Origin of the sequence: Mycobacterium sp. NPDC050441 (assembly GCF_040655355.1) — a bacterium.
GTDB lineage: Bacteria > Actinomycetota > Actinomycetes > Mycobacteriales > Mycobacteriaceae > Mycobacterium.
The window spans coordinates 25,697-46,610 of the sequence record NZ_JBFAJS010000012.1 but is presented as its reverse complement, the minus strand read 5'-3'; the positions used below and the strand labels follow the sequence as shown (position 1 = coordinate 46,610).

Below are 20,914 nucleotides of genomic sequence, written 5' to 3'. Positions count from 1 at the left end.
GACGATTCCCGTCAGGCGGGCTGTTCGACCGAGCTTGCTAACCGACCAGATCGGCCAGTGCCTGCGCGGTCTGCAGATCCTCGTAGGCCGCCGAATACCGCTGGGCCAGTGCCAGGGCGATGTCCGGGCGCTGCCACAGCTCCCCCGCGCTGGCGGTGGCCAGCCACGTGGTCAACCCGTGCGCCACCGAGGCCCGGTAGCGGAGCCATATCTCATCCGCCGACGGCAGCTCATCGGCGGGAAGCTCCAGTGCATCCCGGTACTCCTCGAGCAACTGACGCTCGGCCATGCGGCGGTCCGCAGTAGTCAGCGCGCCCTGCAGGAAGTAACCGAGATCCAGCGAGAAGTTGCCCTGGCGAGCCACCTGCCAGTCGAGGAAGCCGACGTCACCATCGGGCAGCAGCCCCGGAACAACGTAGGTGTTCCCGATGTGCGGATCACCGTGCAGCAGTGTCTGCGACGTACCGGGCGTGGTGAGCGTCCGGATGAAGGGCTTCCAGATGCCCTCCACCAGATGGTCGATGGTCAGCGCGTGTACCGAGGCCGGCGCGTCGTCACCCAACCGCTCGAGCGCGGCAGGCAAGGGCGCCCACTGCATGCCGTCCCACGGTTCGAACGGCTCCAGCCACTCCAGGCCGGGTCGGCGAAGGCGCTCGCCCCAGAACGCAGCGTGCAGGCGGGCCAGACCGCGCACACCACAGGCGGCCTGCTCGACGGTCAGCGGCCGGGTCGCATCGCGGGGATCGGCGGAGCGGGCGGTGAGATCCTCCATGACCAGCATGAAGTCCTCGTCGCCGTCGTCGATCGGCGCCGCGTACACCTTCGGATATTCCAGTGGCAGATCGACTTTGGAGTTGAACAGCCGCGGTTCGTGCAGCAGACCGCTGGTGTACTTGATCATCTCCTTGTGGCCGGGGTCGACGGCCTTGGCGAACACCGTCGCAGGCCCCGAACCCGACGAGTACGTGACCGACAGGCGCGCCCGACGGTTGGTGCCGTCGTCGCGCATGTCGATGGTCACGCGGTCCACCACCGCGTCGGGGTGGTGGTCGGCCAACGCGGCCGTCAACCACTCGGGCGTGACCTGGCTCCAGTCCTTGGGGACGGTCAGCGCGGCCGTCACCGGATGAACACCGGCATCGAATCCCAGCCGCGGACAGTCGAAGTCGGCGACAGCTCGGCGTTGTCGAGGTCGACGTCCCACTCGGGGAAGCGCTTGAGCATCTCTTCCAACGCAATGCGGCCTTCCAGTCGCGCCAGCGCCGAGCCCAGGCAGTAGTGGGTGCCGACGCTGAATGCCAGATGCTGGTGCTGCTCGCGGTGGATGTCGAAAACCTCACCGTCGGGCGGGAATTGGCGACTGTCGCGGACGGCCGCACCGATCAGCATCATCATCACGCTGCCCTCGGGGACCGTCTGGCCGTGGAGCTCGACGTCGCGGGTGACGTAGCGAGCCACGTGCGGAGCCGGCGGTTCGAACCGCAGCAGCTCCTCGATGGCCTGCGGGATGAGTGCCGGATTCTCGACCAATTGGCGGCGCTGATCCGGATGCTCTGCGAGCACCTTTGCCGCCCAACCGATCAGCCGCGTGGTCGTCTCATTACCCGCACCCGCCACCACGTTGATGTAGATCAGCAGTTCTTCGCGGGTCAGCTTGCGGGTCACGCCCTGCTCATCGGTGAACTCGACGTTGAGCAGGTCGGTCATGATGTCGTCGGACGGGTTGTCCTTGCGCCAGTCGATGTAGGTCTCGAAGATCGAACCGTCGACCAGACCTTCCTGCGCCGCTTTCATCGGCTTGCCGGCCTCGGTCCGCAACTGATCGTTGCCGTGGTCGCGGATCATCTCCTGGTCGTCCTCGGGGATGCCCAACAGTGCGCTGATCACCCGCATCGGCATGATCGCGCCGAAATCCTTGATGAAGTCGACCTTGCCGGCACCCACCAGCGGGTCCAGCGACTGCGCGCAGAACTCCCGGATCTTGGGCTCCAGGGCATTGATCTTGCGTGGGGTGAACATCCGGGCCAGTAGCTTCCGGTGCACGGTGTGGATCGGCGGATCTTCGAAAATCAGGGCGCCCGAAGGGATGTCGATGTTGGCCTTGATCAGTTCGATGATCGCGCCGCGGGCCGAGCTGAAGGTCTCGTGGTCGACGAGTCCCTTGTTGACATCGGCGAAACGACTCAACGCGTAGAAGTCGTGCTGCTCGTTGTAGTACAGCGGCGATTCCTCGCGCAGCCGGGCGAACGTCGGATACGGGTTGGTGTTGATCTCGACGTCGTAAGGGTCGAAATACACGCTCTGGGTCGCGCTGGCTGTCACGGAAATCCACCTCTCTGTGTCCGAGAGCGGAGTTTACACACGGATGGTTATGCGCGTAAGTAAGTTGGCGGTTCCCGACCCGTCAATCGGTAAAACCCGAGGTCAAGTGGAGTCGCGCTGGACCAGCGTGGCGACCTCCGCGCTGCTCGGCTCGGCCTCGGCGGGGTACCCCAGTTCCGACATCATCGCGGCCACCGCGACGTCGACGATCGCCTTGGCGTCGAAGGCCACCGACGTCAACGGCGGGGCACTGACCGCACCCAGGTCGATCGCGTTGACACCCATCACCGCCATCTCCCGTGGACACTGCAGCCCAGCCTGTCGCAGCCCGTGCAGCACCACGAATGCCGTCTCGTCGCTCTGCGCGCAGATGGCCGTCACCCCGTCGGCAGCCCAGCGCGCGACGGTCTCGGCGGCGTTGGATCCGTCAGCGGCACAACTGGCCACGGCGATCTCGGGCAGACCACGCCGCTGCGCGGCGGCCCGCAACCCCGCGAGCCAGTAGTCGCCGAGCGGACGCAGTTCCTCTTCGGTGGTGTAGGCGAAAGCCAGGCGGGTGTGGCCGCGGCCCGCGAGATGATCCACCCGCATCTCGCCGATACTGGCGTCCAGCGAACCGATCGCGTGCAGCTGCGAGCTGCCCAGGTGAATCTGTGGGATACCGGCCGCGGTCGCTGCCGCCAGCGCATTGCCCGTCAGCGGAAAAGTGCTGGTGATCGCCATCGGGTTGAGGTCGGCGATCGCGTCGACGACGTTGCGGTCGTCCTCGGTTTCGAATTGCAGGGACAGCACGACGCCGTGCCGGGCCAACGCGGTGGTGAGCCGGCTGCCCACCTCGATGGGCAGGTTGCCGAGCGAGAGCCGCCCGACGATGTAGAGCACCACACCGCTACCGCCGACGGCGAGGTTGCGGGCCGCGAGATTGGGCCGGTAGCCCAGATCGGCTGCGGCCTTGCGTACTGCGGCCTGGGTCTGCTCCGAGATGCGTTGCCCTTGAACGTTGTTGAGGACATAGCTGACGGTCGCCGTGGAGACGTTGGCCAGCTTGGCCACATCGGCTTTCGTCGGTCGGGCCGTCGGCCTGGTGGTGCTCACGGTGCCATCGTGGCACGTTGCTGATCGGAAGGGTCGCCCTCGCCACACATTGGTTGCCCCGCACTCTCGCGCAATGTCAGGACAGTGGCCACCGAGACGACTCCCGCGGCAACCAGATACAGCGCGGGAGCCAGGTTGTTGCCAGTTGCCGCGGTGAGCCAGGTGACCACATACGGGGTGGTCCCGCCGAACAGCGCCACCGCGATGTTGTAACCGATCGAGAAGCCGCTGTAGCGGACCCGGGTGGCGAACAGTTCCACACCTGCCGTGACCGCCGTCGCGACGTACACCGATTCGATGGCGGCAAGCAGGCAGTGTCCGAGGATCGCCGCCGCCACCGATCCCGAATTCATCAGCAGGAAAAGCGGATACGCGCCCACCACGAATCCGGCCGAACCGGCGATCAGCAGCGGTTTGCGCCCGATCCGGTCCGACAGCGCAGCCAACGGCAGGATCAGGATCAAGGCCACCAGGCTGGCCAGGGTGATCGAGACGAACGCCTGGGTCTTACTGAAGTGCAGCGCCTTGATGAAGTAGGTCGGTAGGAAGGTGAAGACAACGTAGTAGCCGACGTTGAACACGATGAACAGTCCGATGACCTGCAGGATCGCGCGCCGCGCGGTGCCCACGGCTTCACGCAATGGCGAGGTGGACACCCGATCGGCCTCGTCGAGCTTGGCGAACTCAGGGGTGTCATCGAGCCGCAGCCGGATGTAGAGGCCGACCAGGCCGAGTGGTGCGGCCACCAGGAACGGGATGCGCCAGCCGTAGCTCTCCATTGCCTCGGGCGGTAGAAAAGCCTGCAGCAGCGTGACGGTGACCGAGCCCAGCAGGAAACCCAGCACCCCCGACCACGCGATGAACGTGACGGTGAGCCCACGCCGTCGGGTACTGGCGTACTCAGCGAGATAGACTGCGCCGCCGCCATATTCGCCACCGGCCGAGAATCCCTGCAGGCACCGCAGCAGGAGTAGGAGCAGCGGCGCAGCCACACCGATGGTGGCGTAGGTGGGCAGCAGGCCGATTCCCAGCGTGGCGGCCGACATCAGCAGGATCACCACGGCGAGCACCCGCTGACGGCCCCAGCGGTCGCCCAGCGGACCGAACACGAACCCGCCGAGCGGACGCATGAAGAATGCGGCGGCAAAGATGGCGAAAGTGTTGAGCAGCGCGGCTGTTTCGTTCCCGGCCGGGAAGAAGTTTCCGGCGATGTAGGTCGCCAGGAAGCCGTAGATGGCGAAGTCGAACCACTCGACCGCGTTGCCGATGGACGCACCCGTGATCGCCTTGCGCACGGTGGCATCGATATGGGGGCTGCGGGTACTTCTCTTCGGTGCCACCAACAGAAAACTCGCCTCCCGGAATCGCGAGAGGCGAGTTTATCTGTTGGGTTATGCGCGTAAGCCCCTTTTCGGGAGGCTTGACCTTCAGACTCCGGCGAGCGCGTCCGCGGTGAGCAACGCCTGGGCCACGCCGGACACGATCGACGCCAACCGGATGGCTTCGAAGATCGTCGTGCGGGACACGTCGGCGTCGCGCAGCACGGTCTCGTGCGCGGACAGGCAGTGCGAGCAACCGTTGATCGCCGAGACTGCCAACGACCACAGCTCGAAGTCCGCCTTGGGTACACCAGGGTTCGCGATGATGTTCATCCGCAGCCCCGCCCGCAGGTCGTCATAGCGGCCGTCGAGCTGACCCTTGGTGCGGTAGAAGACGTTGTTCATCCCCATGATCGAGGCAGCGCCGAGGGCGGCGTTGTACGCCTCCTCGCTCAGCACGTCGAGGGCGTCCTCGGAGATCTCCTTCAGCAGTTGCTGCGATTTGGTAGCTGCCGCCGTGGCGACCAGCGCACCCCACAGCTGCTGCTCGTTGAGCTCCGTGGACTTCACGATGCTGCCGAAGTTGAGCTTGAGATCCTTTGCGTACTCCGGCAGCGCTTCCTTGATGTTGTCGATGCTCATGACTAGACGGCCTCGGACAACAGCTCACCGGCGTTCAGCGTCGGGTCGCCCTTCTTCCAGTTGCAGGCGCACAGCTCGTCGGACTGCAGCGCATCGAGCACGCGCAGCACCTCGTCGACGTTGCGCCCCACCGAACCGGCGGTCACGGAGACGAACTGGATCTCGTTGTTGGGGTCGACGATGAAGGTGGCCCGGTCGGCGACACCGTCGGCGTTGAGCACGCCGGCCGCAGCGGTGAGTTCACGCTTGAGGTCCGAAACCATCGGGAAAGGCAGCTTCTTCAGGTCCTCGTGCTGCGCGCGCCACTGGAAGTGGACGAACTCGTTGTCCACCGAAACGCCGATCACCTTCGCGTCGCGATCCTCGAAGTCTTCGTTGAGCTTGCCGAACGCGGCGATCTCGGTCGGGCACACGAAGGTGAAGTCCTTGGGCCAGAAGAAGATGATCCGCCACTTGCCGTCGTCATCCTTGTTGGTGACGCGGGTGAAATAATCGTCGGGCTGCTTGGCGTCGACCTTGGACAGATCTCCGCCAACCACGGCCGTCAGGTCGTATTCCGGGAACTGAGAACCAATCGACAAAAGTGCCATTGCAACCTATCCAATCTCACGCTGATTTTCTGGAATCATTCCAGATTTACACCTCAATCTTGGCCCCCGCCGATGGTTATGGCAACTCGCTCGGCCGTGATTATGCACACAAACGACATCAGTGTGAGCCGGGCATCACGGCCGCAACCGACACAACCAGATCGGCCCGCTCCGCAGTGGCCGCCACCAACCGCGCATTGGGCTCGTCGACCTCGGCAACCCAACGCCGCGCGGCACCCGCCGGCTTGCCGAACGCGATGTGCCGGGCCACCAGACGCGCGACGCGGACATCGTCTTGGATTGCGCAGTACCAGGTTTCGTCGATCTCCGCGGCCACCGCCGACCACCCCGGGTCGTCGAGCAGCAGATAGTTGCCCTCGGTGAGCACCACAGCCACATCCGGGAACACCGGGATCGCGCCGGCGACCGGCTGCTCGATGTCCCGCTCGAAGCCCGGGGCGTAGACCACCTCGGCGCATCCGCGGATACGGCGCAGCAGTGCGGCGTATCCGGCAACGTCGAAGGTGTCCGGCGCACCCTTGCGGTCCAGCCGGCCAACCCTGCGCAGTTCGACGTCGGCGAGGTGGAATCCGTCCATCGGTACGTGCGCCACCGCGTCGTCGCCGAGCCGGTCCCGGGCGGCGGAGACCAGCGCCTCGGTCAGCGTGGATTTACCCGCCCCCGGCGCCCCCGCGATCCCGATGACTGACGTCCCCGGCTCTGCTGCACGGGCCAACACCCGGGCCACCAGATCGTCGAACGTGCACATAGCGCTGCCATTGTCCCGCAGGTCATCGATGGCCCGTGCCGAACGTCGTCGCGAGCAGGTAGAACTGGCTGGGGTGTATCGCGTGGAAGGCGGATCAGTTGGCGAGGCTTCGCTGGTGGCTCGGTCTGGCCTGTTGTGCGGCACTGCTGGCCGGGTGCGGGAACGCCCCCGTGATCGGGGGCAGGGCGACGTCGATGTTGTTCCTGCCTGACCGGGTAGGCGGCCTGCCGGTGACCGACGGCCACAGCGGCACCCGGCCCGAGGCGCCCGCGCCGACCCGCCGAGCCGAGAACACCGACGGTGGGCAGATCGATGACCTGGCCCTGCTGGCCGTCGACGACATCGAGGACTTCTGGTCGCAGAACTACACCGGCGGCTCACTGCCGGGAACATTCACCCCCGTTTCCCGGCTGGTGTCGTTCAACTCCGACCTCTCCCCCGGGCTCGAGATCTGCGGACAGAGCACAGTCGGTCTGACCAATGCCTTCTACTGCCTCAAGAGCGACGTGATGGCATGGGACCGTGGCGTCGCGATTCCGGTGGCGGCGCAGTACTTCGGCCAGATGGGCGTGGTCGGGGTGATGGCCCACGAGTACGGCCATGCCGTCCAGCAACAGGCGCGGCTGATCAACGAGAGCACGCCCGTGCTGGTGGCCGAGCAGCAAGCCGATTGCCTGGCCGGGGTTTACCTCCGCTGGGTGGCGGCCGGAAAATCGCCACGCTTCGAGTTGAGCACCGGCGACGGGCTCAACCACGTCCTGGCCGGGCTGATCTACATCCGCGATCCTCTGATGACCCGGATGGACGCCACGCTCACCGGCAACGAGCACGGGTCCGCGCTGGACCGGGTCAGCGCCTTCCAGATCGGCTTCAGCGGCAACGTCGACCAATGCGCGGCCATGGACTCCGCCGAGATCACCAAGCGTCGCGGTGATCTACCCAAATTCCTCGACTTCTTCGGCGCCCCGCAGAGCGCCAACAGCACGATCACGGTGAATCTGTTGGACAAGACCATGCAATCGCTGCGGCAGGTCTACGCACCCACCAACCCGCCCACGTTGAGTACCGAGCCGGCCGCGTGCCCCGACGCCGGACCGTCGCCGCCGGCGTCCTACTGCCCGGCGACCAACACCATCGTGGTCGACCTGGATGGACTGAAAGCACTCGGGGAAGCCAGAAACGAAAACGATGAACAGGAACTCCTGCAGGGCGACAACTCAGCGATCTCCGTCCTGACATCGCGGTACGCCATGGCGGTACAACACGAGAAGGGCCTGACGCTCGACACTTCCGTGGCCGCGATGCGCACGGGCTGCCTGACGGGCGTGGGTCAGGCCAGGATGGCCGAGCCCGGTCTGCCGATCACGCTGTCAGCCGGCGACACCGACGAGGCGATCAGCAGCCTGCTCACCAACGGGCTGGCCGCCAGCGACGTCAACGGCAGGGTGCTGCCGGCTGGGTTCACCCGCATCCTGGCCTACCGGTCCGGCCTGCAAGGCGATGACGCACAGTGCTACCAGAGGTTCCCGTGAGCCGATGAGCCCAGTCGAGGAGAACCGATGAGCGGTCCCGATCAACCGTGGTGGGCGCGGCCGGGCGGCGCACCCCTGCCGGGCGGCACGCCGCCACCGGGTGCTCCTCCGCCGCGGCCGGCATGGACACCCCCGCCCGCGCGCCAGCAGTCGCCTCAGCCGCCACAACACGATGCGTGGCCCGCACCGCCACCGCAGCACCAACCACGGCCCACGCCACCGCTGCCGTCGCGGCCCAAGCCCAAGCCCGCCGACCGACGTCTGCTCATCGGTGCGGCGATCGCCGTCATGGCGGTCGCGGTGATCGGCGCCGGGCTGTGGGCCTGGAGTCGCGCGGACACGAACAGCACCCGGCTAGACGTCCATCAGGCCGAGTCCGGCGTGGCCCAGATCCTGTCCGATCCGATCAACGGCTACGGGGCCAACCGCATCGTCGCGGTGGCATGCAACAACGGCCAGAATCCGGTCGTGCGGACCGGCGCGACGTTCACATGCGCGGTTGAGATAAACGACACGCTGCGCAGGGTGATCGTGGAGTTCACCGACGATAACGGGACTTATGCCGTGGACGGGCCTCGATAAATAGAGACGCACGACACATTTCCCGGACCTCGTGACAACCCACACCCGACCGCGCTGCCAGGCTTTATTAGAGCCGCTATTAGTCTTACCGGCATGGGTCGGGATCCCTTCGCAACCAGTGCCGTAGATACGTCGACGTCGAACATCGAAAATTACGTCCGCGACGACGGCACGATTGTCGTACCCGACGGCGTCACCCTGACGTCGTTTCTCGATCGCAATCGGTTCATCTACGGGGACGAGCCGTCCTACCGATTCCTCGACTACTCGACGGATCCCGACGGCCGTGCCGTCGAGCTCAGCTGGAACGCCCTGTGGTCGCAGGTGTGCGCTGTCGGCGCCCGACTGCAGCAGGTCACCCAGCCCCGCGATCGGGTAGCGATCCTGGCCCCGCAGGGTGTCGAGTACGTCGCAGCCTTCTTCGCGGCGGTGCACGCCGGCAATGTCGCCGTCCCGCTGTTCGCACCGGCCCTGGCCGGTCACACCGAGCGACTCGCCGCGGTACTGGCCGACGCCAAACCCACCGTGGTGCTCACCACGACCGCTGCGGCCGAGTCGGTCCGCACCTTCATCAAGACGCTGCCCGCCGCCGAGCGTCCGCGCATGATCGCCGTCGACGCCGTCCCGGACACGCTGGCCGAGATGTACGTCAGCCCCGAGGTCGACACCGACGACATCGCCTACCTGCAGTACACATCCGGGTCCACCCGCACGCCCGCCGGTGTCGAGATCACCCACCGCAACGTGTGTACGAATGTCATCCAGATGGTCCTGGCCGGCGACCTCGACACCGGTATCCGCAGCGTCAGCTGGCTGCCGCTGTACCACGACATGGGCCTGATCATGGTCATGTTCCCGGCGCTGTGCGGTGGCCACATCAGCCTGATGGACCCGATGGCGTTCGTCCGCCGCCCGTACCGCTGGATCAAGCGGTTGGCCGAAGAGGCTGCCCACGGGCGCACCTTCGCCGCTGCCCCGAACTTCGCCTTCGAGCTGGCTTCCGAGCGCGGCCTGCCGCCCGAGGGTGAGACGCTGGACCTGACCAACGTGGTCACGCTGCTCAACGGGTCCGAGCCGGTCACGATGACCGCTGTCGAGAAGTTCACCTCCGCGTTCGCCCCGTACGGGTTGCCCGCCACCGCGATCAAGCCGTCCTACGGCATGGCCGAGGCGACCCTGTCGGTCGCCAGCATCGCGCCGAGTGCCGCGGCCAGCGTGGTGTACCTCGACCGCGACCAGCTCAGCGCCGGACGCGCAGTGACCGTCGCCGCCACCGACGAAGGCGCTGTGGCACATGTGTCCTGCGGGCAGCCGATTCCGAACCAGTGGGCGGTGATCGCCGGACCCGATGGCGACGAGTTGGCCGACCGCACCGTCGGTGAAATCTGGCTGCACGGCAACAACGTCGGCCAGGGATACTTCGGCCGCGCCGAGGAGAGCGAGCGGGTGTTCGGCAACAAGCTGCAGACCCGGCTCACGACCGGTGGCCACGCCGCCGAGGTGCCCGACAACAGCCATTGGCTGGCCACCGGCGACCTCGGCGTCTACATCGACGGCGAGCTGTATCTCACCGGCCGGATCAAGGACATGATCCTGATCGACGGACGCAACCACTACCCGCACGACATCGAGACCACCGTCAGCGCGGCGTCACCCGCAGTGCGCTCGGGCTATGTCGCCGCGTTCTCGGTGGTCGGCGACCGCGGCGAGGAACTGGTGATCGTCGCCGAGCGCGCCGCCGGCGCCGGACGCGCCGAGCCGGGCCCGATCGTCGACGCGGTGCGTGCGGCCGTGTCACGCCACCACCAGATCCGGGTCGCCGATGTGCGGATGGTCGCGGCCGGCGTCATCCCCCGGACGACGAGCGGCAAACTGGCCCGAAATGCTTGTCGCGTCGAGTATTTGAGCGGGAAGTTCGACAAGTAGGGGTTGCTCTCGGCGTGGTTGGCGTGGTTGGCCGCGCCGAATGCGACGCTACGGTCGTGATCCGGCGCGCCGAGCAGCCATAGCGTTGATCTGGCGTGGGAGGCTTCCCTGATGACCCAACGTCGGTGGTGGATTCTCGGCGGGATCAGCGTTGTCGCGTTAGTCGCCATAGCTGCGGGCGCATTCGCACTGTCGAATCGCCCGGCCCCAGACTGCGCCGTTGTGCGGTCGATGCTCGACTACAACAAGCAGTTCGCCGAAGGTGTCATCTCGAAAACCAACGCCGGGAGTGAACCTACCGACGCTGAATACACGCAGTGGGTGGCGCAGCTGCGCGGGTTCGCTGATCAGATCCACGGCGACCAACGTCTTGCGGAACCTGCCGACAAGATGGCCGACCTGGCGGTCCAGATAGCCAAGCTCGCTCCACGGCCTCAGACCGATTCGTCGGCGATGCCTCAGCAGGCTACGGCACCACGACCGTCGTTACGCGAGTCCTTATACATCTCAAAGGAATTCAACGAGAATCTCACCGTGCTTGAGGGCGCGTGCTCAGGCTAGCGAGCAACCGCGTCTCGGTGAGTCCACGGCGCCGTCTGCACCGGACACCTAGAGCTGACTCATCGCCTGACCGAACGCCCCGTCGCACAGCAGGTCGATGCTGCGGGCCTGCGTGTCGATCCGGGTGATGCGCTGCACTGCATCGCTGTGCCAGAAGTAGGTGTCTCGACTGACCGCCCCGCCGGGCGGATTCTCGGTCTGCCCGACCGTCACCGAAGCGAGCCAACCGACCGCATCGGCCGTGGACTCGCCGACGGCATGCACGAAGAGCAGACTGCGGTGAGGCACGCTGAACACCGCCCCCAGCGGTGCAGCCCCACCCAGCACCGTCTCGATCAGTCGGGGCATGTTCAGGGCTTTCGAGGCGATGAAGAAGGAATCGCCGGTCAGCGCAAACACGTTGCGGTCCAACGCTTGTACGGCCACGGGCTCGCCATCGGTATTACGCTGGCCCACCTCATAGAGGAAATCCAGGTCCCGGCCGGCGACATGGTCGTCACCCACCGTCTTCACCACGGTCGGCAGGTCGCGGCTCAACTCAGCCACGAGACCGTCGAAGGCCGGGCGCGCATATCGCATCGACACCATGCCCGAGGTGTCCGGCGTCTGCAGGCGCGTGCGAATCTGCGCCAGAAACTCGGCGTCCGCCAGTTCGGCCGGCCCGGGGTCCGAGCGGCTGGCGAACTGCTGATCGAAATGAAACTCGACGGCGCCTACCCACTCGGCCGGCGGACGTTGCGCACATTGGAGCTGAAGGTTGTACAGCCGGTAGTGATTTCCCGTCTGGTCCATGAACCAGTCATCACCCAGTGCGTCCTGCGGGGCCGGACGCACCCGTACCCCACGACGTTCCAATGATTCCAACGCCAGCCGGCGCACGTGCCGACGCCGGTCATCGTCGGTGCTGACAGTCGGCTCGTTCCCGCTCGTCGACGACTCCCCCATGCTGACCCCCCGTAGTGATACTGATCGACTCAGCCATGATCCCACCGTCGTGGACGCCTAACCGGCACCAGTTCAGTAAGCACTCCCGACATGTCGGTCGGACACGTCCACCTACGGGACATCCGGTTCGACCTGCCCGACCGCGCGGGGCACGACGACTGATCGACTACCCGCGGCCCCTCAGCCCGCGGCCCCTCAGCCCGCGGCCCACTCCTTCGCCGCGTCGAGCTCACCAAGCCCAAAGACCTTGAGCTCCCCCGGAATCATCCACGCGAACGCATGCATGGCGTGGGCGACCCACTCCATATCGGATACGACTGCGATCCGTTTGAATGCGGAGTGATGGCGAAGCAGCGCGCCCAAGCCGAGCTTCAGGTCCTCGACCAAACCACCAGGGCCGAATCCCTCGTAGTCCGGTGAGATGACCTCGACGATCCGGATCTCGCCGGTCGCCAGCAATTCGTCCATCGTCGGCCGGAACTCGCGCAGGTCATCACCACGCACCCGGCCCGACACTCGGATACCGAACACACCCTGAGGCATGTCGGGAAGGACATCGATCATTGGTTCTCCTCCCGTCTCACGCTCAAGTCTGCACCCAGACGACGACGCTTCGATTCAGGACCGCGAAGACTCCCAGAGGCTGGATACTTCCGACGGTACGTTCTCGCGTTTGACGGCGCTCCTGGTCCACCCACCGTGGCTGCCGGGAGCGATCCGGTAGACGCCTTCATCACCTGAATACACCCAGAGCTGTTCGGGTTCCGTAGGCAACCAGGTGATCATCACCCCGGGGGTGCGGTAGGAGGAATGGTCGTGGAAGACCTCCTGACCGGCTTTGTCGCGAATCACGGGGACCCAGGTCTTCCCCCCGTTCTCGTCGGGTCCCTCCTCGGCGAAGGCGGTGTAGGCGTCCGACGGCGATGTCTGGTCGTGGCCGGGCGTGACGATGGCAGCGGCAGCGTTGTCGCTTTTGCCGCAGCCCACGACGATCGCCATCACTGCCAGAATCACTGCGATCAACCGCTTGCCCATGTATCGACCCCTTCGGTGCTGACGAGCGCGCCGTACGCCTTCGCCGCTTGACGAGATGGAACGATACGGTCTGGACACCGCGGCCGATCACTACCCCAGTGACTTGAACTCCAGCTGTGCGAGCAAGAGGGGCATCAGTTTCCGCTCCAACCCGCCCTTCGTCGACCACACGCCGACCGGTCCCGACGACGCATTCGCCGATGCCGACGTCGACAACATCGTGCAGATTCTCAACACCCTCAAGGGGAACGCCGTTCCAGTCGACGGGGTTGCCTGTGCTCGCCGCGGATTTGTACCGCACACTTTTGCGGTGACGATGCAACAGCGCCTCGACAGGTGGGAGGCACGCGCCGAATGGCCGCTGGCCTCGGTGGCCGCGGTGTTTCTCGCCGCCTACTCAGTGGAGGTGCTGGTACAGCCGCAGGGGTTGGCGGCGCGGGCCGTCGAGCTGGCGACTCTGGTCACCTGGGCCGTGTTCACGGTGGACTATGTGGCCCGGCTGTATCTGGCCGACGACCGCAAGCGCTGGTTCCGGACCCACCTGGTCGACCTGGCGATCGTGGTGTTGCCGCTGCTGCGGCCGCTGCGGCTGTTGCGTCTCATCGTGTTGATCGGTGTGCTTCAGAAGGCTGTCGGCCACGCGATCCGCGGCAAGGTCATTCTGTACACGATCTCGGGCGCGGTCCTGCTGGTGTACGTCGCGTCGTTGGCGGTCCTCCAGACCGAACGCGGCGCCCCCGACGCTCACATCACCAACTTCGGTGACGCGATCTGGTGGGCGATCACGACGATCACGACCGTCGGCTACGGCGACATGTATCCAGTGACCACGACCGGACGAGTCATCGCCGCGCTGTTGATGATTGGCGGGATCAGCCTGGTCGGCTCGATCACCGCGACGATCGCGTCGTGGATCGTGCAGACCGTGGCCGTCGATGACGCTGCCACTGCAGCCGTGACAGCGGCCCACATCAATGACCTGCGCGCCGAGATTGCGTCGTTGCGGGACGAACTGCGCAGAGCGCCGGCCCTCGACGGCTCTGGAAGCGACCACCGACCGTGAAACCTGGTACCGCAAGCGGTACCAGGTTTGGGAAACACATGTGAGTTGAAGAGTGCGGGCGGTGGGACTCGAACCCACACGTTCTTTCGAACACCGGCACCTAAAGCCGGCATGTATGCCAATTTCATCACGCCCGCGGCGTGCCGATCCTACCTGCTTACTCGGCGGCGATCGTGTCGGTCCCAAGGTCTAGTCGGACGGAAGCGCCTGCCCCGACATATCGATCAGCCGGTCCTGCTCGTCGAAACGGAACTCGGCATGCCCGTCGGGCAGCGTGATCCGCAGGCCCTCCGGCACTTCGTCGACCTGGACGCCACGCACATCGCCCCATGCCCACACGCTGCGAGGCGCGACCGGTAAAGCTTGCAACGCCTCGCCCACACTGCGCATCAGTCGGGGCACGGTCGGCTCGGGCAACCGCAGCCGATCGTCCGCCAACATAATTGCGCCGATCGTGGAGCCATCGGCCTCGAAGGTGTAGGTGGGCAATTGCCCGAGCAGGAGCGCCGCGACTCCGCCCATCCACCACGCGAACTCACGCGGGTCAGCCTCACCGAGTGGCACTTCTGCGTCACGCAACTCGGCGACGTCGTACTGCTCGCCGAAGGTGCGGATCAGTGCACTCCGCTCGACGACCGAGGGCGGGAAATCGGCGTTCGCCCATGCCCAGAGCCAGGTGCCGGGTCCCTGCGCAGCGGAGCCGAGCAGTTCGGCCTGAGCAACAAACGGGTCGGCGCCGCTCGTCGAGGCCTTGGAGAACACTCCGGCGCCAAGATCGAGGCTCCAGTCTCCGTCGTACGCCGAATTTTCACCGATGAGATCGGCGAGGTGGGCTTGCGTCTCGGCTTGGACGATCGCAGCGTCGAGGAGCAGGTCATAGAGCAGCACCGGAAAAGCCTAAGTGCCACTCACCGCCCATCCAGGCACTAATTTTCGGCCCCGAGCACCGCGCGGTACCGTGGACGAATGTCCACTACACGGCGTAGGAGACCAGCGCTCATCGCGCTGGTCTGTCTCGGCGCCGCCGGATGCCTCGCACTGGCTTGGTGGCAGTGGACGCGTTACGAATCCGCCTCGGGCACCTTCCAGAATTTGGGCTACGCCCTGCAGTGGCCGATGTTCGCCGGATTCTGTTTCTACGCGTACTACAAGTTCGTCCGTTACGAAGATGCCCCACCGGAGCGGCCCAGCGGTGACGTCACCGAGATTCCCGCGGGCCTGCTTCCGGAGCGTCCCAAGTCCGCGGCCGCGGACACCGGCGACCAAGAACTTTCCGAATACAACGCCTACCTCGCCGAGCTGGCCAAGTCCGACCAGCCCGAGAAGAAAGACAGGACCGATAGATGACCGAACCAGAAGCAGGCGCCGAGGTCACGCCGGTTGTTTCGACACCCAAGGAGACCATCCGCAAGGCCCTGCTGGGCTACCGCGTGCTGGCTTGGACGACCGGTATCTGGTTGATCGCGCTGTGCTACGAGATGGTGCTCAAGTACATCGTGCAGGTGGACAACCCGCCAGGCTGGATCGGCATCGTGCACGGCTGGGTGTATTTCGTCTACCTGCTGTTCACGGCCAACCTCGCGGTCAAGGTTCGCTGGCCGATCGGCAAGACCATCGGCGTGCTACTCGCCGGCACGATCCCGCTGTTGGGCATCATCGTCGAGCACTTCAATACCCTGGACCTCAAAAAGCGCTTCGAGCTGTAACACGGGCTGTCAGCGGATCCCCCCCGCGTTCGTAACGCTGCGGCGGCCTCAGCGCGAAATCCCCGCCACCACGTTACAAACGCGGCGCCGCCCTGAGACGCGCTACGACCCGGCCAGCTCCCGCAGGGCAGGCACCAACAACGCCAGCGCCCGGCCACGATGCGACGCCGCATCTTTCTCGGCGGGCGTCAATTCGGCTGCGGTGCGGGTAGATCCGTCAGGCAGAAACACCGGGTCGTACCCGAACCCGCCTTCGCCGCGAGGTTCGTGGGTGACTGTGCCGGGCCACTCGCCGCGCACCACCACCCTTTTCTCGCCGGACCCGGCGCCGTACACCAACGCACATGCCGACACGAAAGCCGCGCCACGGCGCGCATACGGCACATCGCCCAGCTGCGCCAACAGCAACGCGGTGTTGGCGGCGTCGTCGCCGTGAACACCTGACCACCGGGCCGACAAGACGCCCGGCATACCGTTGAGTGCGTCCACCGATATCCCGGAATCGTCTGCCACACATGCCAATCCGGTGGCACGGAACCCGTCCGACGCCTTTGCCAGCGCGTTGTCCTCGAAGGTCGCACCGGTCTCGGGCGCCTCGTCGTACGCGGCCACATCGGCCAGCGACAGCAGCGTCAGCCCGGTGATACCCGCAGCGTCCAGGACCCGCCGCAGCTCGGCCAGCTTCTTGGCATTGCGGCTGGCCACCAACAGCTCAGGCACTCAGCTTCCGAACGACTTCTTGGGCGCCGGCCCCTCCGGCAGCACACCCGGATACGGCAATTCCAGTGCCTCGCGCTGGACTACGAACAACTGCTCGCAACCCGCCAGCGCGGCGTCGAGCATCTTGTCCAGGGTGGAGCGCGGGAACGTCGCGCCCTCGCCGGTGCCCTGGATCTCCACCAGGGTGCCGGTGTCGGTGGCGACGACGTTCATGTCCACCTCGGCGCGCGAATCCTCGGTGTAGGGCAAATCCAGACGCACCCGACCGTCGACGACGCCTACCGACACCGCCGCGATGGCGCACGACAGCGGGCGCGGATCGGAAAGCCGTCCGGCCGCAGCGAGATACGTGACCGCATCGGACAGTGCCACGTACGCGCCGGTGATGGCGGCGGTACGGGTGCCGCCGTCAGCCTGCAGCACGTCGCAGTCGATTGCGATGGTGTTCTCCCCCAGCGCGCCGAGGTCGATGCACGCGCGCAGTGAGCGCCCGACGAGGCGGCTGATCTCCTGGGTCCGCCCGCCGACGCGCCCCTTGACCGATTCCCGGTCGGAGCGGTCATGGGTGGCGGCAGGCAACATGGCGTATTCGGCGGTCAGCCAGCCCTGCCCGGAACCCTTACGCCAGCGCGGCACGCCTTCGGTGACCGAGGCGGTGCACATGACACGGGTCTGGCCGAACTCGACCAGTACCGAGCCGGCGGGATGCGATGTGAAACCGCGGGTGATGGTTACCGGGCGCAGCTCGTCGTCGAGACGGCCGTCTTCTCGCTTGGACACCCGCCAACCCTAGCGGGTCAGCGTCGGGTGACGTCGAAGGTCTCGCCGCTCAGCACGGCATGCACCGGGCCGTCGAACTCGGCCTTGGCCTCGCTGATCACGTCCTCGCGCGAGGTCCACGGCGGAATGTGGGTAAGCAGCAGCTCACCGACGCCGGCTTCGGCGGCGGCCCGCCCGGCCTCGGTGCCCGACAGGTGCAGGTGCGGCGGTCGGGACGGGTCGTGCGTCCACGACGCCTCGCACAGGAAGACGTCGGCCCCCCGGGCCAACTCGACCAGTGCGTCGCAGTACCCGGTGTCGCCGCTGTAGACCAGCGTCGCCCCGGACGGATCGGTAAACCGCATGCCGAAGGACTCGGTCGGATGACACACCAGCCGGGGTGTCACGTTGAGCGTGCCGAGCTGCACCGGGGAGCCGTCCTCCCAGTTGCGCACCTCGAAGATGTCGGTGAAGTCGTCGATCTCTCCGCCCTCGGGCGAGGACGCCGCACCGAGCCGGGCCCAGGTGTTGACCGGCCCGTACATCAGCCCACGCTCGGTGGCCGGGATGGGGTGATAGCGCCGCCACACGAACAGGCCGGGCAGATCCAGACAGTGATCGGCATGCAGATGCGACAGCAACACGTTGACCGAATTCGGATCGGCATAGCGCTGCAGCGCACCCAGGACGCCCCCGCCGAAGTCGACGACCATCGGAGTCGTGTCAGGTGCGGTGACGAGATAGCCGGAGGCTGCCGAATCCGGGCCGACGACGCTGCCGGAGCATCCCAGGATGGTCAATCGCACAGTGTCTAGCTTGCCATGCTTGCTGTGCGCGTTGCCAAGACATCGCCGGTTTGGGCGACGGAGATCATTTTCCGGCGCCCACGTGACGCCGGACCTGACGCGCCCCGTCCAGCCCCGGCCCCAGGAAACGGGCGGCCAGTGTGGTGAACGCCTCAGGATCTCCGGTGGCCTCGAACACCCGTTGGGCCGGGCCGGATTCGTGAGGTTTCAGCAAATCGAGCTCGGTGAGCACCCGGAGCAGGTCCTTGGCGGTCTCCTCGGCCGAGGACACCAGGGTGACGTTGTCGCCCATGGCCAACTGGATGAGCCCGGACAGCATCGGATAGTGGGTGCACCCCAACACCAGGGTGTCCACCTCGGCGCGCTGCAGCGGTTCGAGATACCCCTCGGCCAGACCCAGCACCTGACGACCACTGGTGATTCCGCGCTCCACGAAGTCGACGAACCGCGGACAGGCCACCCCGAACACCTCGGTGTCGCGTGCCGCGGCGAACGCGTCCTGATACGCGCCCGAGGCGATGGTGGCGGCAGTGCCGATCACGCCGATGCGGCCGTTGCGGGTGGCGGCCACCGCGCGCCGGACCGCGGGCAGGATCACTTCGACTACGGGCACCGGTGAGTAGCGCTCGCGCGCGTCGCGCAGGCACGCCGAGGACGCGGTGTTGCATGCGATCACCAGAGCCTTGACGCCGCGGGCCACCAGGTCGTCACCGATGGCCAACGAGTGCGCCCGGATCTCGGGAATGGTCAGCGGCCCGTACGGACCGTTGCCCGTGTCTCCGACGTAGATGATGTCCTCGTCGGGCAGTTGGTCGATGATCGCGCGGGCCACGGTCAGGCCGCCGACGCCGGAGTCGAAGATGCCGACGGGGGCTAGTGGGTCGTTCATCCGGTCATGCACTCAGACGCGGCTGGGCGGAGCTCTTCTTCGCTTCCCGCGACTTGCGTTCCGGTCCGGACAGCAGGTACGCCGCCACCACACCGGCAAGGGCCCCACTCAGGTGGCCCTGCCAGGACACCCCCGCGTTACCGGGCAGCACCCCGAACAGCACACCGCCGTACACGAACAGCACGACGACACCGATCACGATCTCCCACACATTGCGGGTGAAGAATCCGAACACGATCAGGAACGCCAACCAGCCGAAGATCAAGCCGGATGCGCCGATGTGCGTGCTCGTGCACGGCACGCTCACGTAGGGACAGTGCAGGCCGATATTGCCGATCAGCCACGTGCCGAACCCGCCGAGAATCCAGACGATGGCGGTCGCGGCGATGAAGCGTCCCATCCCCGCCAGCGTCATGAGAAACCCGAGCACCAGCGCGGGCACGGTGTTGGCGATCAGGTGTGGCCAGCCGCCGTGCAGCAGGGGCGCCCACAGGATGCCCCACAGCCCATCGGTCTGCAGTGGCCGGATGCCGTCCTGGTCGAGCCGGTGGCCCATGGCGGTGTCGACGATCTCGATCACGTACAGCAGCGCGACGAAGGTGACGATCGTCAGGCCGCCGACCAGCCACGCGGGCCGCTTTTTCGGGGTGGTCGCAGGCAGGTTGCTCATATCCGACCGCTCACGCCCATAGCTGCCCTTCCAACGCATCCTCTGCGTCATCCAGGCTACCGGCGTACGCACCGGTCGACAGATACTTCCAACCGGCGTCGGCGACCACGAAGGCGATGTCGGCGCGCTCGCCGGCCTTGATCGCCTTGGCCGCCATCCCCAGCGCGGCGTGCAGCACCGCCCCGGTCGAGATGCCGGCGAAAATGCCTTCGCGGGTGACCAGATCACGGGTGCGTTTGACCGCGTCGTAGGAGCCCACCGAGAACCGCGTGGTCAGCACGTCGGCGTCATACAGCTCGGGGATGAACCCCTCGTCGATGTTGCGCAGCGCGTAAACGCCCTCGCCGTAGCGGGGTTCGGCGGCCACGATCTGTACACCGGGGACATGCTCGCGCAGGAAACGGCCGGTACCCATGAGCGTGCCGGTGGTGCCGAGCCCGGCGACGAAGTGGGTGATCTCGGGCAGGTCGGCCAGCAGCTCGGGACCGGTGCCGTAGTAGTGCGCGTCGGAGTTGGCCGGGTTGCCGTACTGATACAGCATCACCCACGAAGGGTTTTCTGCTGCAAGCTCTTTCGCCGTCGCCACCGCGGTGTTGGAGCCGCCCTCCGCTGCGCTGAAGATGATCCTCGCGCCGTAGAGTTCCAGGATCTGACGCCGCTCGATCGAGGTGTTCTCGGGCATCACGCAGATCATGTTGTAGCCCTTGAGCATCGCGGCCATGGCCAACGAGATGCCGGTGTTGCCGCTGGTGGGCTCCAGGATGGTGGCGCCCGGGCTCAGCAACCCGTCACGCTCGGCCTGCTCGATCATGCGCAGCGCGGGACGGTCCTTGATCGACCCGGTCGGGTTACGGTCCTCGAGCTTTGCCCACAACCGCACGTGCGGCCCGTCCTCACCATCGTCCCAACGCGGCGAGAGGTTCTGCAGCCCCACCAGCGGGGTGTTGCCGAGGGCCTGCAGCAGTGAGTCGTGCCGTGCCATC

24 protein-coding genes and 1 tRNA gene are annotated in these 20,914 nt (G+C 66.2%); 7 read left to right on the top strand and 18 right to left on the bottom strand.

Features of this window, described 5'->3' with window-relative positions; genetic code table 11:
* Positions 1-37: 37 nt before the first annotated feature.
* From AB0I14_RS28535 to AB0I14_RS28505, 7 genes are all read right to left on the bottom strand, one after another.
* Positions 38-1,123 (bottom strand): phosphotransferase, encoded by a 1,086-nt coding sequence (locus AB0I14_RS28535; protein WP_358029165.1) that lies wholly within the window; start codon positions 1,121-1,123, stop codon positions 38-40.
* Positions 1,120-2,322 carry a cytochrome P450 gene (locus tag AB0I14_RS28530; RefSeq protein WP_358029163.1) on the bottom strand — a complete coding sequence of 401 codons (1,203 nt, stop codon included), beginning with the start codon at positions 2,320-2,322 and terminating at the stop codon, positions 1,120-1,122. Before AB0I14_RS28530 ends, AB0I14_RS28535 begins: the two co-directional genes overlap by 4 nt.
* Positions 2,323-2,424: 102 nt before the next feature.
* Positions 2,425-3,417 carry a LacI family DNA-binding transcriptional regulator gene (locus AB0I14_RS28525; RefSeq protein ID WP_358029161.1) on the bottom strand — a complete coding sequence of 331 codons (993 nt, stop codon included), beginning with the start codon at positions 3,415-3,417 and terminating at the stop codon, positions 2,425-2,427.
* Complete coding sequence (locus AB0I14_RS28520; RefSeq protein ID WP_358029453.1) at positions 3,414-4,724, bottom strand: MFS transporter; 1,311 nt, start codon at positions 4,722-4,724, stop codon at positions 3,414-3,416. The genes AB0I14_RS28525 and AB0I14_RS28520 overlap by 4 nt, the downstream gene beginning before the upstream one ends.
* 120 nt (positions 4,725-4,844) lie before the next feature.
* Positions 4,845-5,378, bottom strand: coding sequence for an alkyl hydroperoxide reductase AhpD (ahpD, locus tag AB0I14_RS28515; protein ID WP_358029160.1), 534 nt, complete (start codon positions 5,376-5,378; stop codon positions 4,845-4,847).
* A 2-nt stretch (positions 5,379-5,380) separates the two neighbouring features.
* On the bottom strand, positions 5,381-5,968 hold the full coding sequence (locus AB0I14_RS28510) for a peroxiredoxin (protein ID WP_358029158.1): 588 nt from the start codon (positions 5,966-5,968) through the stop codon (positions 5,381-5,383).
* A gap of 118 nt (positions 5,969-6,086) precedes the next feature.
* Positions 6,087-6,737, bottom strand: a complete 651-nt coding sequence (locus tag AB0I14_RS28505; protein ID WP_358029156.1) for a nucleoside/nucleotide kinase family protein — start codon at positions 6,735-6,737, stop codon at positions 6,087-6,089.
* 98 nt (positions 6,738-6,835) lie between these two features.
* On the opposite strand from AB0I14_RS28505, the gene AB0I14_RS28500 reads away from it, so the two are divergent.
* The 4 genes from AB0I14_RS28500 to AB0I14_RS28485 all read left to right on the top strand — a co-directional run bounded on the left by AB0I14_RS28500 (position 6,836) and on the right by AB0I14_RS28485 (position 11,338).
* On the top strand, positions 6,836-8,269 hold the full coding sequence (locus tag AB0I14_RS28500) for a peptidase (RefSeq protein ID WP_358029154.1): 1,434 nt from the start codon (positions 6,836-6,838) through the stop codon (positions 8,267-8,269).
* A gap of 27 nt (positions 8,270-8,296) precedes the next feature.
* Positions 8,297-8,851 (top strand): DUF4333 domain-containing protein, encoded by a 555-nt coding sequence (locus AB0I14_RS28495; RefSeq protein WP_358029152.1) that lies wholly within the window; start codon positions 8,297-8,299, stop codon positions 8,849-8,851.
* Positions 8,852-8,944: 93 nt separating this feature from the next.
* On the top strand, positions 8,945-10,777 hold the full coding sequence (locus tag AB0I14_RS28490) for a fatty acyl-AMP ligase (protein ID WP_358029150.1): 1,833 nt from the start codon (positions 8,945-8,947) through the stop codon (positions 10,775-10,777).
* A 231-nt stretch (positions 10,778-11,008) separates the two neighbouring features.
* Entirely contained in the window at positions 11,009-11,338 is a 330-nt protein-coding gene (locus AB0I14_RS28485; RefSeq protein WP_358029148.1) for a hypothetical protein, read from the top strand.
* A 48-nt stretch (positions 11,339-11,386) separates the two neighbouring features.
* Here AB0I14_RS28485 and AB0I14_RS28480 read toward each other — a convergent pair whose 3' ends face one another.
* The 3 genes from AB0I14_RS28480 to AB0I14_RS28470 all read right to left on the bottom strand — a co-directional run bounded on the left by AB0I14_RS28480 (position 11,387) and on the right by AB0I14_RS28470 (position 13,318).
* The gene (locus AB0I14_RS28480; RefSeq protein WP_358029147.1) at positions 11,387-12,283 is read right to left on the bottom strand and encodes a hypothetical protein; all 897 of its coding nucleotides are present in this window, start codon (positions 12,281-12,283) and stop codon (positions 11,387-11,389) included.
* 195 nt (positions 12,284-12,478) lie between these two features.
* Positions 12,479-12,847 (bottom strand): STAS/SEC14 domain-containing protein, encoded by a 369-nt coding sequence (locus AB0I14_RS28475; RefSeq protein ID WP_358029146.1) that lies wholly within the window; start codon positions 12,845-12,847, stop codon positions 12,479-12,481.
* Between the two features lie 54 nt (positions 12,848-12,901).
* A complete protein-coding gene (locus AB0I14_RS28470; RefSeq protein ID WP_358029145.1) occupies positions 12,902-13,318 on the bottom strand; it encodes a hypothetical protein in 417 nt (138 codons plus the stop codon).
* Between the two features lie 316 nt (positions 13,319-13,634).
* Between AB0I14_RS28470 and AB0I14_RS28465 the strand changes: the two genes are divergently transcribed.
* Positions 13,635-14,381 carry an ion channel gene (locus AB0I14_RS28465; protein WP_358029450.1) on the top strand — a complete coding sequence of 249 codons (747 nt, stop codon included), beginning with the start codon at positions 13,635-13,637 and terminating at the stop codon, positions 14,379-14,381.
* A 53-nt stretch (positions 14,382-14,434) separates the two neighbouring features.
* Here the strand turns inward: AB0I14_RS28465 and AB0I14_RS28460 are convergent.
* Together AB0I14_RS28460 and AB0I14_RS28455 are read right to left on the bottom strand one after the other, a co-directional pair.
* A tRNA-Leu gene (locus AB0I14_RS28460) sits at positions 14,435-14,518 on the bottom strand.
* A 52-nt stretch (positions 14,519-14,570) separates the two neighbouring features.
* Positions 14,571-15,269: a DUF6882 domain-containing protein gene (locus tag AB0I14_RS28455; RefSeq protein ID WP_358029144.1), complete on the bottom strand. Its 699-nt coding sequence runs from the start codon at positions 15,267-15,269 to the stop codon at positions 14,571-14,573.
* Positions 15,270-15,347: 78 nt separating this feature from the next.
* Between AB0I14_RS28455 and AB0I14_RS28450 the strand changes: the two genes are divergently transcribed.
* Together AB0I14_RS28450 and AB0I14_RS28445 are read left to right on the top strand one after the other, a co-directional pair.
* Positions 15,348-15,728 carry a hypothetical protein gene (locus AB0I14_RS28450; RefSeq protein WP_358029143.1) on the top strand — a complete coding sequence of 127 codons (381 nt, stop codon included), beginning with the start codon at positions 15,348-15,350 and terminating at the stop codon, positions 15,726-15,728.
* On the top strand, positions 15,725-16,087 hold the full coding sequence (locus AB0I14_RS28445) for a DUF3817 domain-containing protein (protein ID WP_358029141.1): 363 nt from the start codon (positions 15,725-15,727) through the stop codon (positions 16,085-16,087). Before AB0I14_RS28450 ends, AB0I14_RS28445 begins: the two co-directional genes overlap by 4 nt.
* Before the next feature lie 102 nt (positions 16,088-16,189).
* On the opposite strand, the gene rdgB is transcribed toward AB0I14_RS28445, so the two are convergent.
* The 6 genes from rdgB to AB0I14_RS28415 all read right to left on the bottom strand — a co-directional run bounded on the left by rdgB (position 16,190) and on the right by AB0I14_RS28415 (position 20,913).
* Entirely contained in the window at positions 16,190-16,807 is a 618-nt protein-coding gene (gene rdgB, locus AB0I14_RS28440) for an RdgB/HAM1 family non-canonical purine NTP pyrophosphatase (protein WP_358029140.1), read from the bottom strand.
* A complete protein-coding gene (gene rph / locus AB0I14_RS28435) occupies positions 16,808-17,587 on the bottom strand; it encodes a ribonuclease PH (RefSeq protein ID WP_055116103.1) in 780 nt (259 codons plus the stop codon).
* A gap of 17 nt (positions 17,588-17,604) precedes the next feature.
* Positions 17,605-18,372 carry a cyclic nucleotide-degrading phosphodiesterase gene (locus tag AB0I14_RS28430; protein ID WP_358029138.1) on the bottom strand — a complete coding sequence of 256 codons (768 nt, stop codon included), beginning with the start codon at positions 18,370-18,372 and terminating at the stop codon, positions 17,605-17,607.
* A gap of 64 nt (positions 18,373-18,436) precedes the next feature.
* Positions 18,437-19,261, bottom strand: coding sequence for a glutamate racemase (gene murI, locus AB0I14_RS28425; protein WP_358029136.1), 825 nt, complete (start codon positions 19,259-19,261; stop codon positions 18,437-18,439).
* 4 nt (positions 19,262-19,265) lie between these two features.
* Positions 19,266-19,931, bottom strand: coding sequence for a rhomboid family intramembrane serine protease (locus tag AB0I14_RS28420; RefSeq protein WP_358029134.1), 666 nt, complete (start codon positions 19,929-19,931; stop codon positions 19,266-19,268).
* A 10-nt stretch (positions 19,932-19,941) separates the two neighbouring features.
* Positions 19,942-20,913, bottom strand: coding sequence for a cysteine synthase (locus AB0I14_RS28415; protein ID WP_358029132.1), 972 nt, complete (start codon positions 20,911-20,913; stop codon positions 19,942-19,944).
* Position 20,914: the final 1 nt, after the last annotated feature.

What these genes read in the sequence shown, in the direction of transcription:
- AB0I14_RS28475 (WP_358029146.1), bottom strand. Translation starts at nt 12,847, where the DNA reads ATGATCGATGTCCTTCCCGACATGCCTCAGGGTGTGTTCGGTATCCGA.
- AB0I14_RS28485 (WP_358029148.1), top strand. Translation starts at nt 11,009, where the DNA reads ATGCTCGACTACAACAAGCAGTTCGCCGAAGGTGTCATCTCGAAAACC.
- AB0I14_RS28480 (WP_358029147.1), bottom strand. Translation starts at nt 12,283, where the DNA reads ATGGGGGAGTCGTCGACGAGCGGGAACGAGCCGACTGTCAGCACCGAC.
- murI (WP_358029136.1), bottom strand. Translation starts at nt 19,261, where the DNA reads ATGAACGACCCACTAGCCCCCGTCGGCATCTTCGACTCCGGCGTCGGC.
- ahpD (WP_358029160.1), bottom strand. Translation starts at nt 5,378, where the DNA reads ATGAGCATCGACAACATCAAGGAAGCGCTGCCGGAGTACGCAAAGGAT.
- AB0I14_RS28470 (WP_358029145.1), bottom strand. Translation starts at nt 13,318, where the DNA reads ATGGGCAAGCGGTTGATCGCAGTGATTCTGGCAGTGATGGCGATCGTC.
- AB0I14_RS28415 (WP_358029132.1), bottom strand. Translation starts at nt 20,913, where the DNA reads ATGGCACGGCACGACTCACTGCTGCAGGCCCTCGGCAACACCCCGCTG.
- AB0I14_RS28465 (WP_358029450.1), top strand. Translation starts at nt 13,635, where the DNA reads ATGCAACAGCGCCTCGACAGGTGGGAGGCACGCGCCGAATGGCCGCTG.
- AB0I14_RS28450 (WP_358029143.1), top strand. Translation starts at nt 15,348, where the DNA reads ATGTCCACTACACGGCGTAGGAGACCAGCGCTCATCGCGCTGGTCTGT.
- AB0I14_RS28490 (WP_358029150.1), top strand. Translation starts at nt 8,945, where the DNA reads ATGGGTCGGGATCCCTTCGCAACCAGTGCCGTAGATACGTCGACGTCG.
- AB0I14_RS28420 (WP_358029134.1), bottom strand. Translation starts at nt 19,931, where the DNA reads ATGAGCAACCTGCCTGCGACCACCCCGAAAAAGCGGCCCGCGTGGCTG.
- AB0I14_RS28445 (WP_358029141.1), top strand. Translation starts at nt 15,725, where the DNA reads ATGACCGAACCAGAAGCAGGCGCCGAGGTCACGCCGGTTGTTTCGACA.
- AB0I14_RS28505 (WP_358029156.1), bottom strand. Translation starts at nt 6,737, where the DNA reads ATGTGCACGTTCGACGATCTGGTGGCCCGGGTGTTGGCCCGTGCAGCA.
- AB0I14_RS28510 (WP_358029158.1), bottom strand. Translation starts at nt 5,968, where the DNA reads ATGGCACTTTTGTCGATTGGTTCTCAGTTCCCGGAATACGACCTGACG.
- AB0I14_RS28495 (WP_358029152.1), top strand. Translation starts at nt 8,297, where the DNA reads ATGAGCGGTCCCGATCAACCGTGGTGGGCGCGGCCGGGCGGCGCACCC.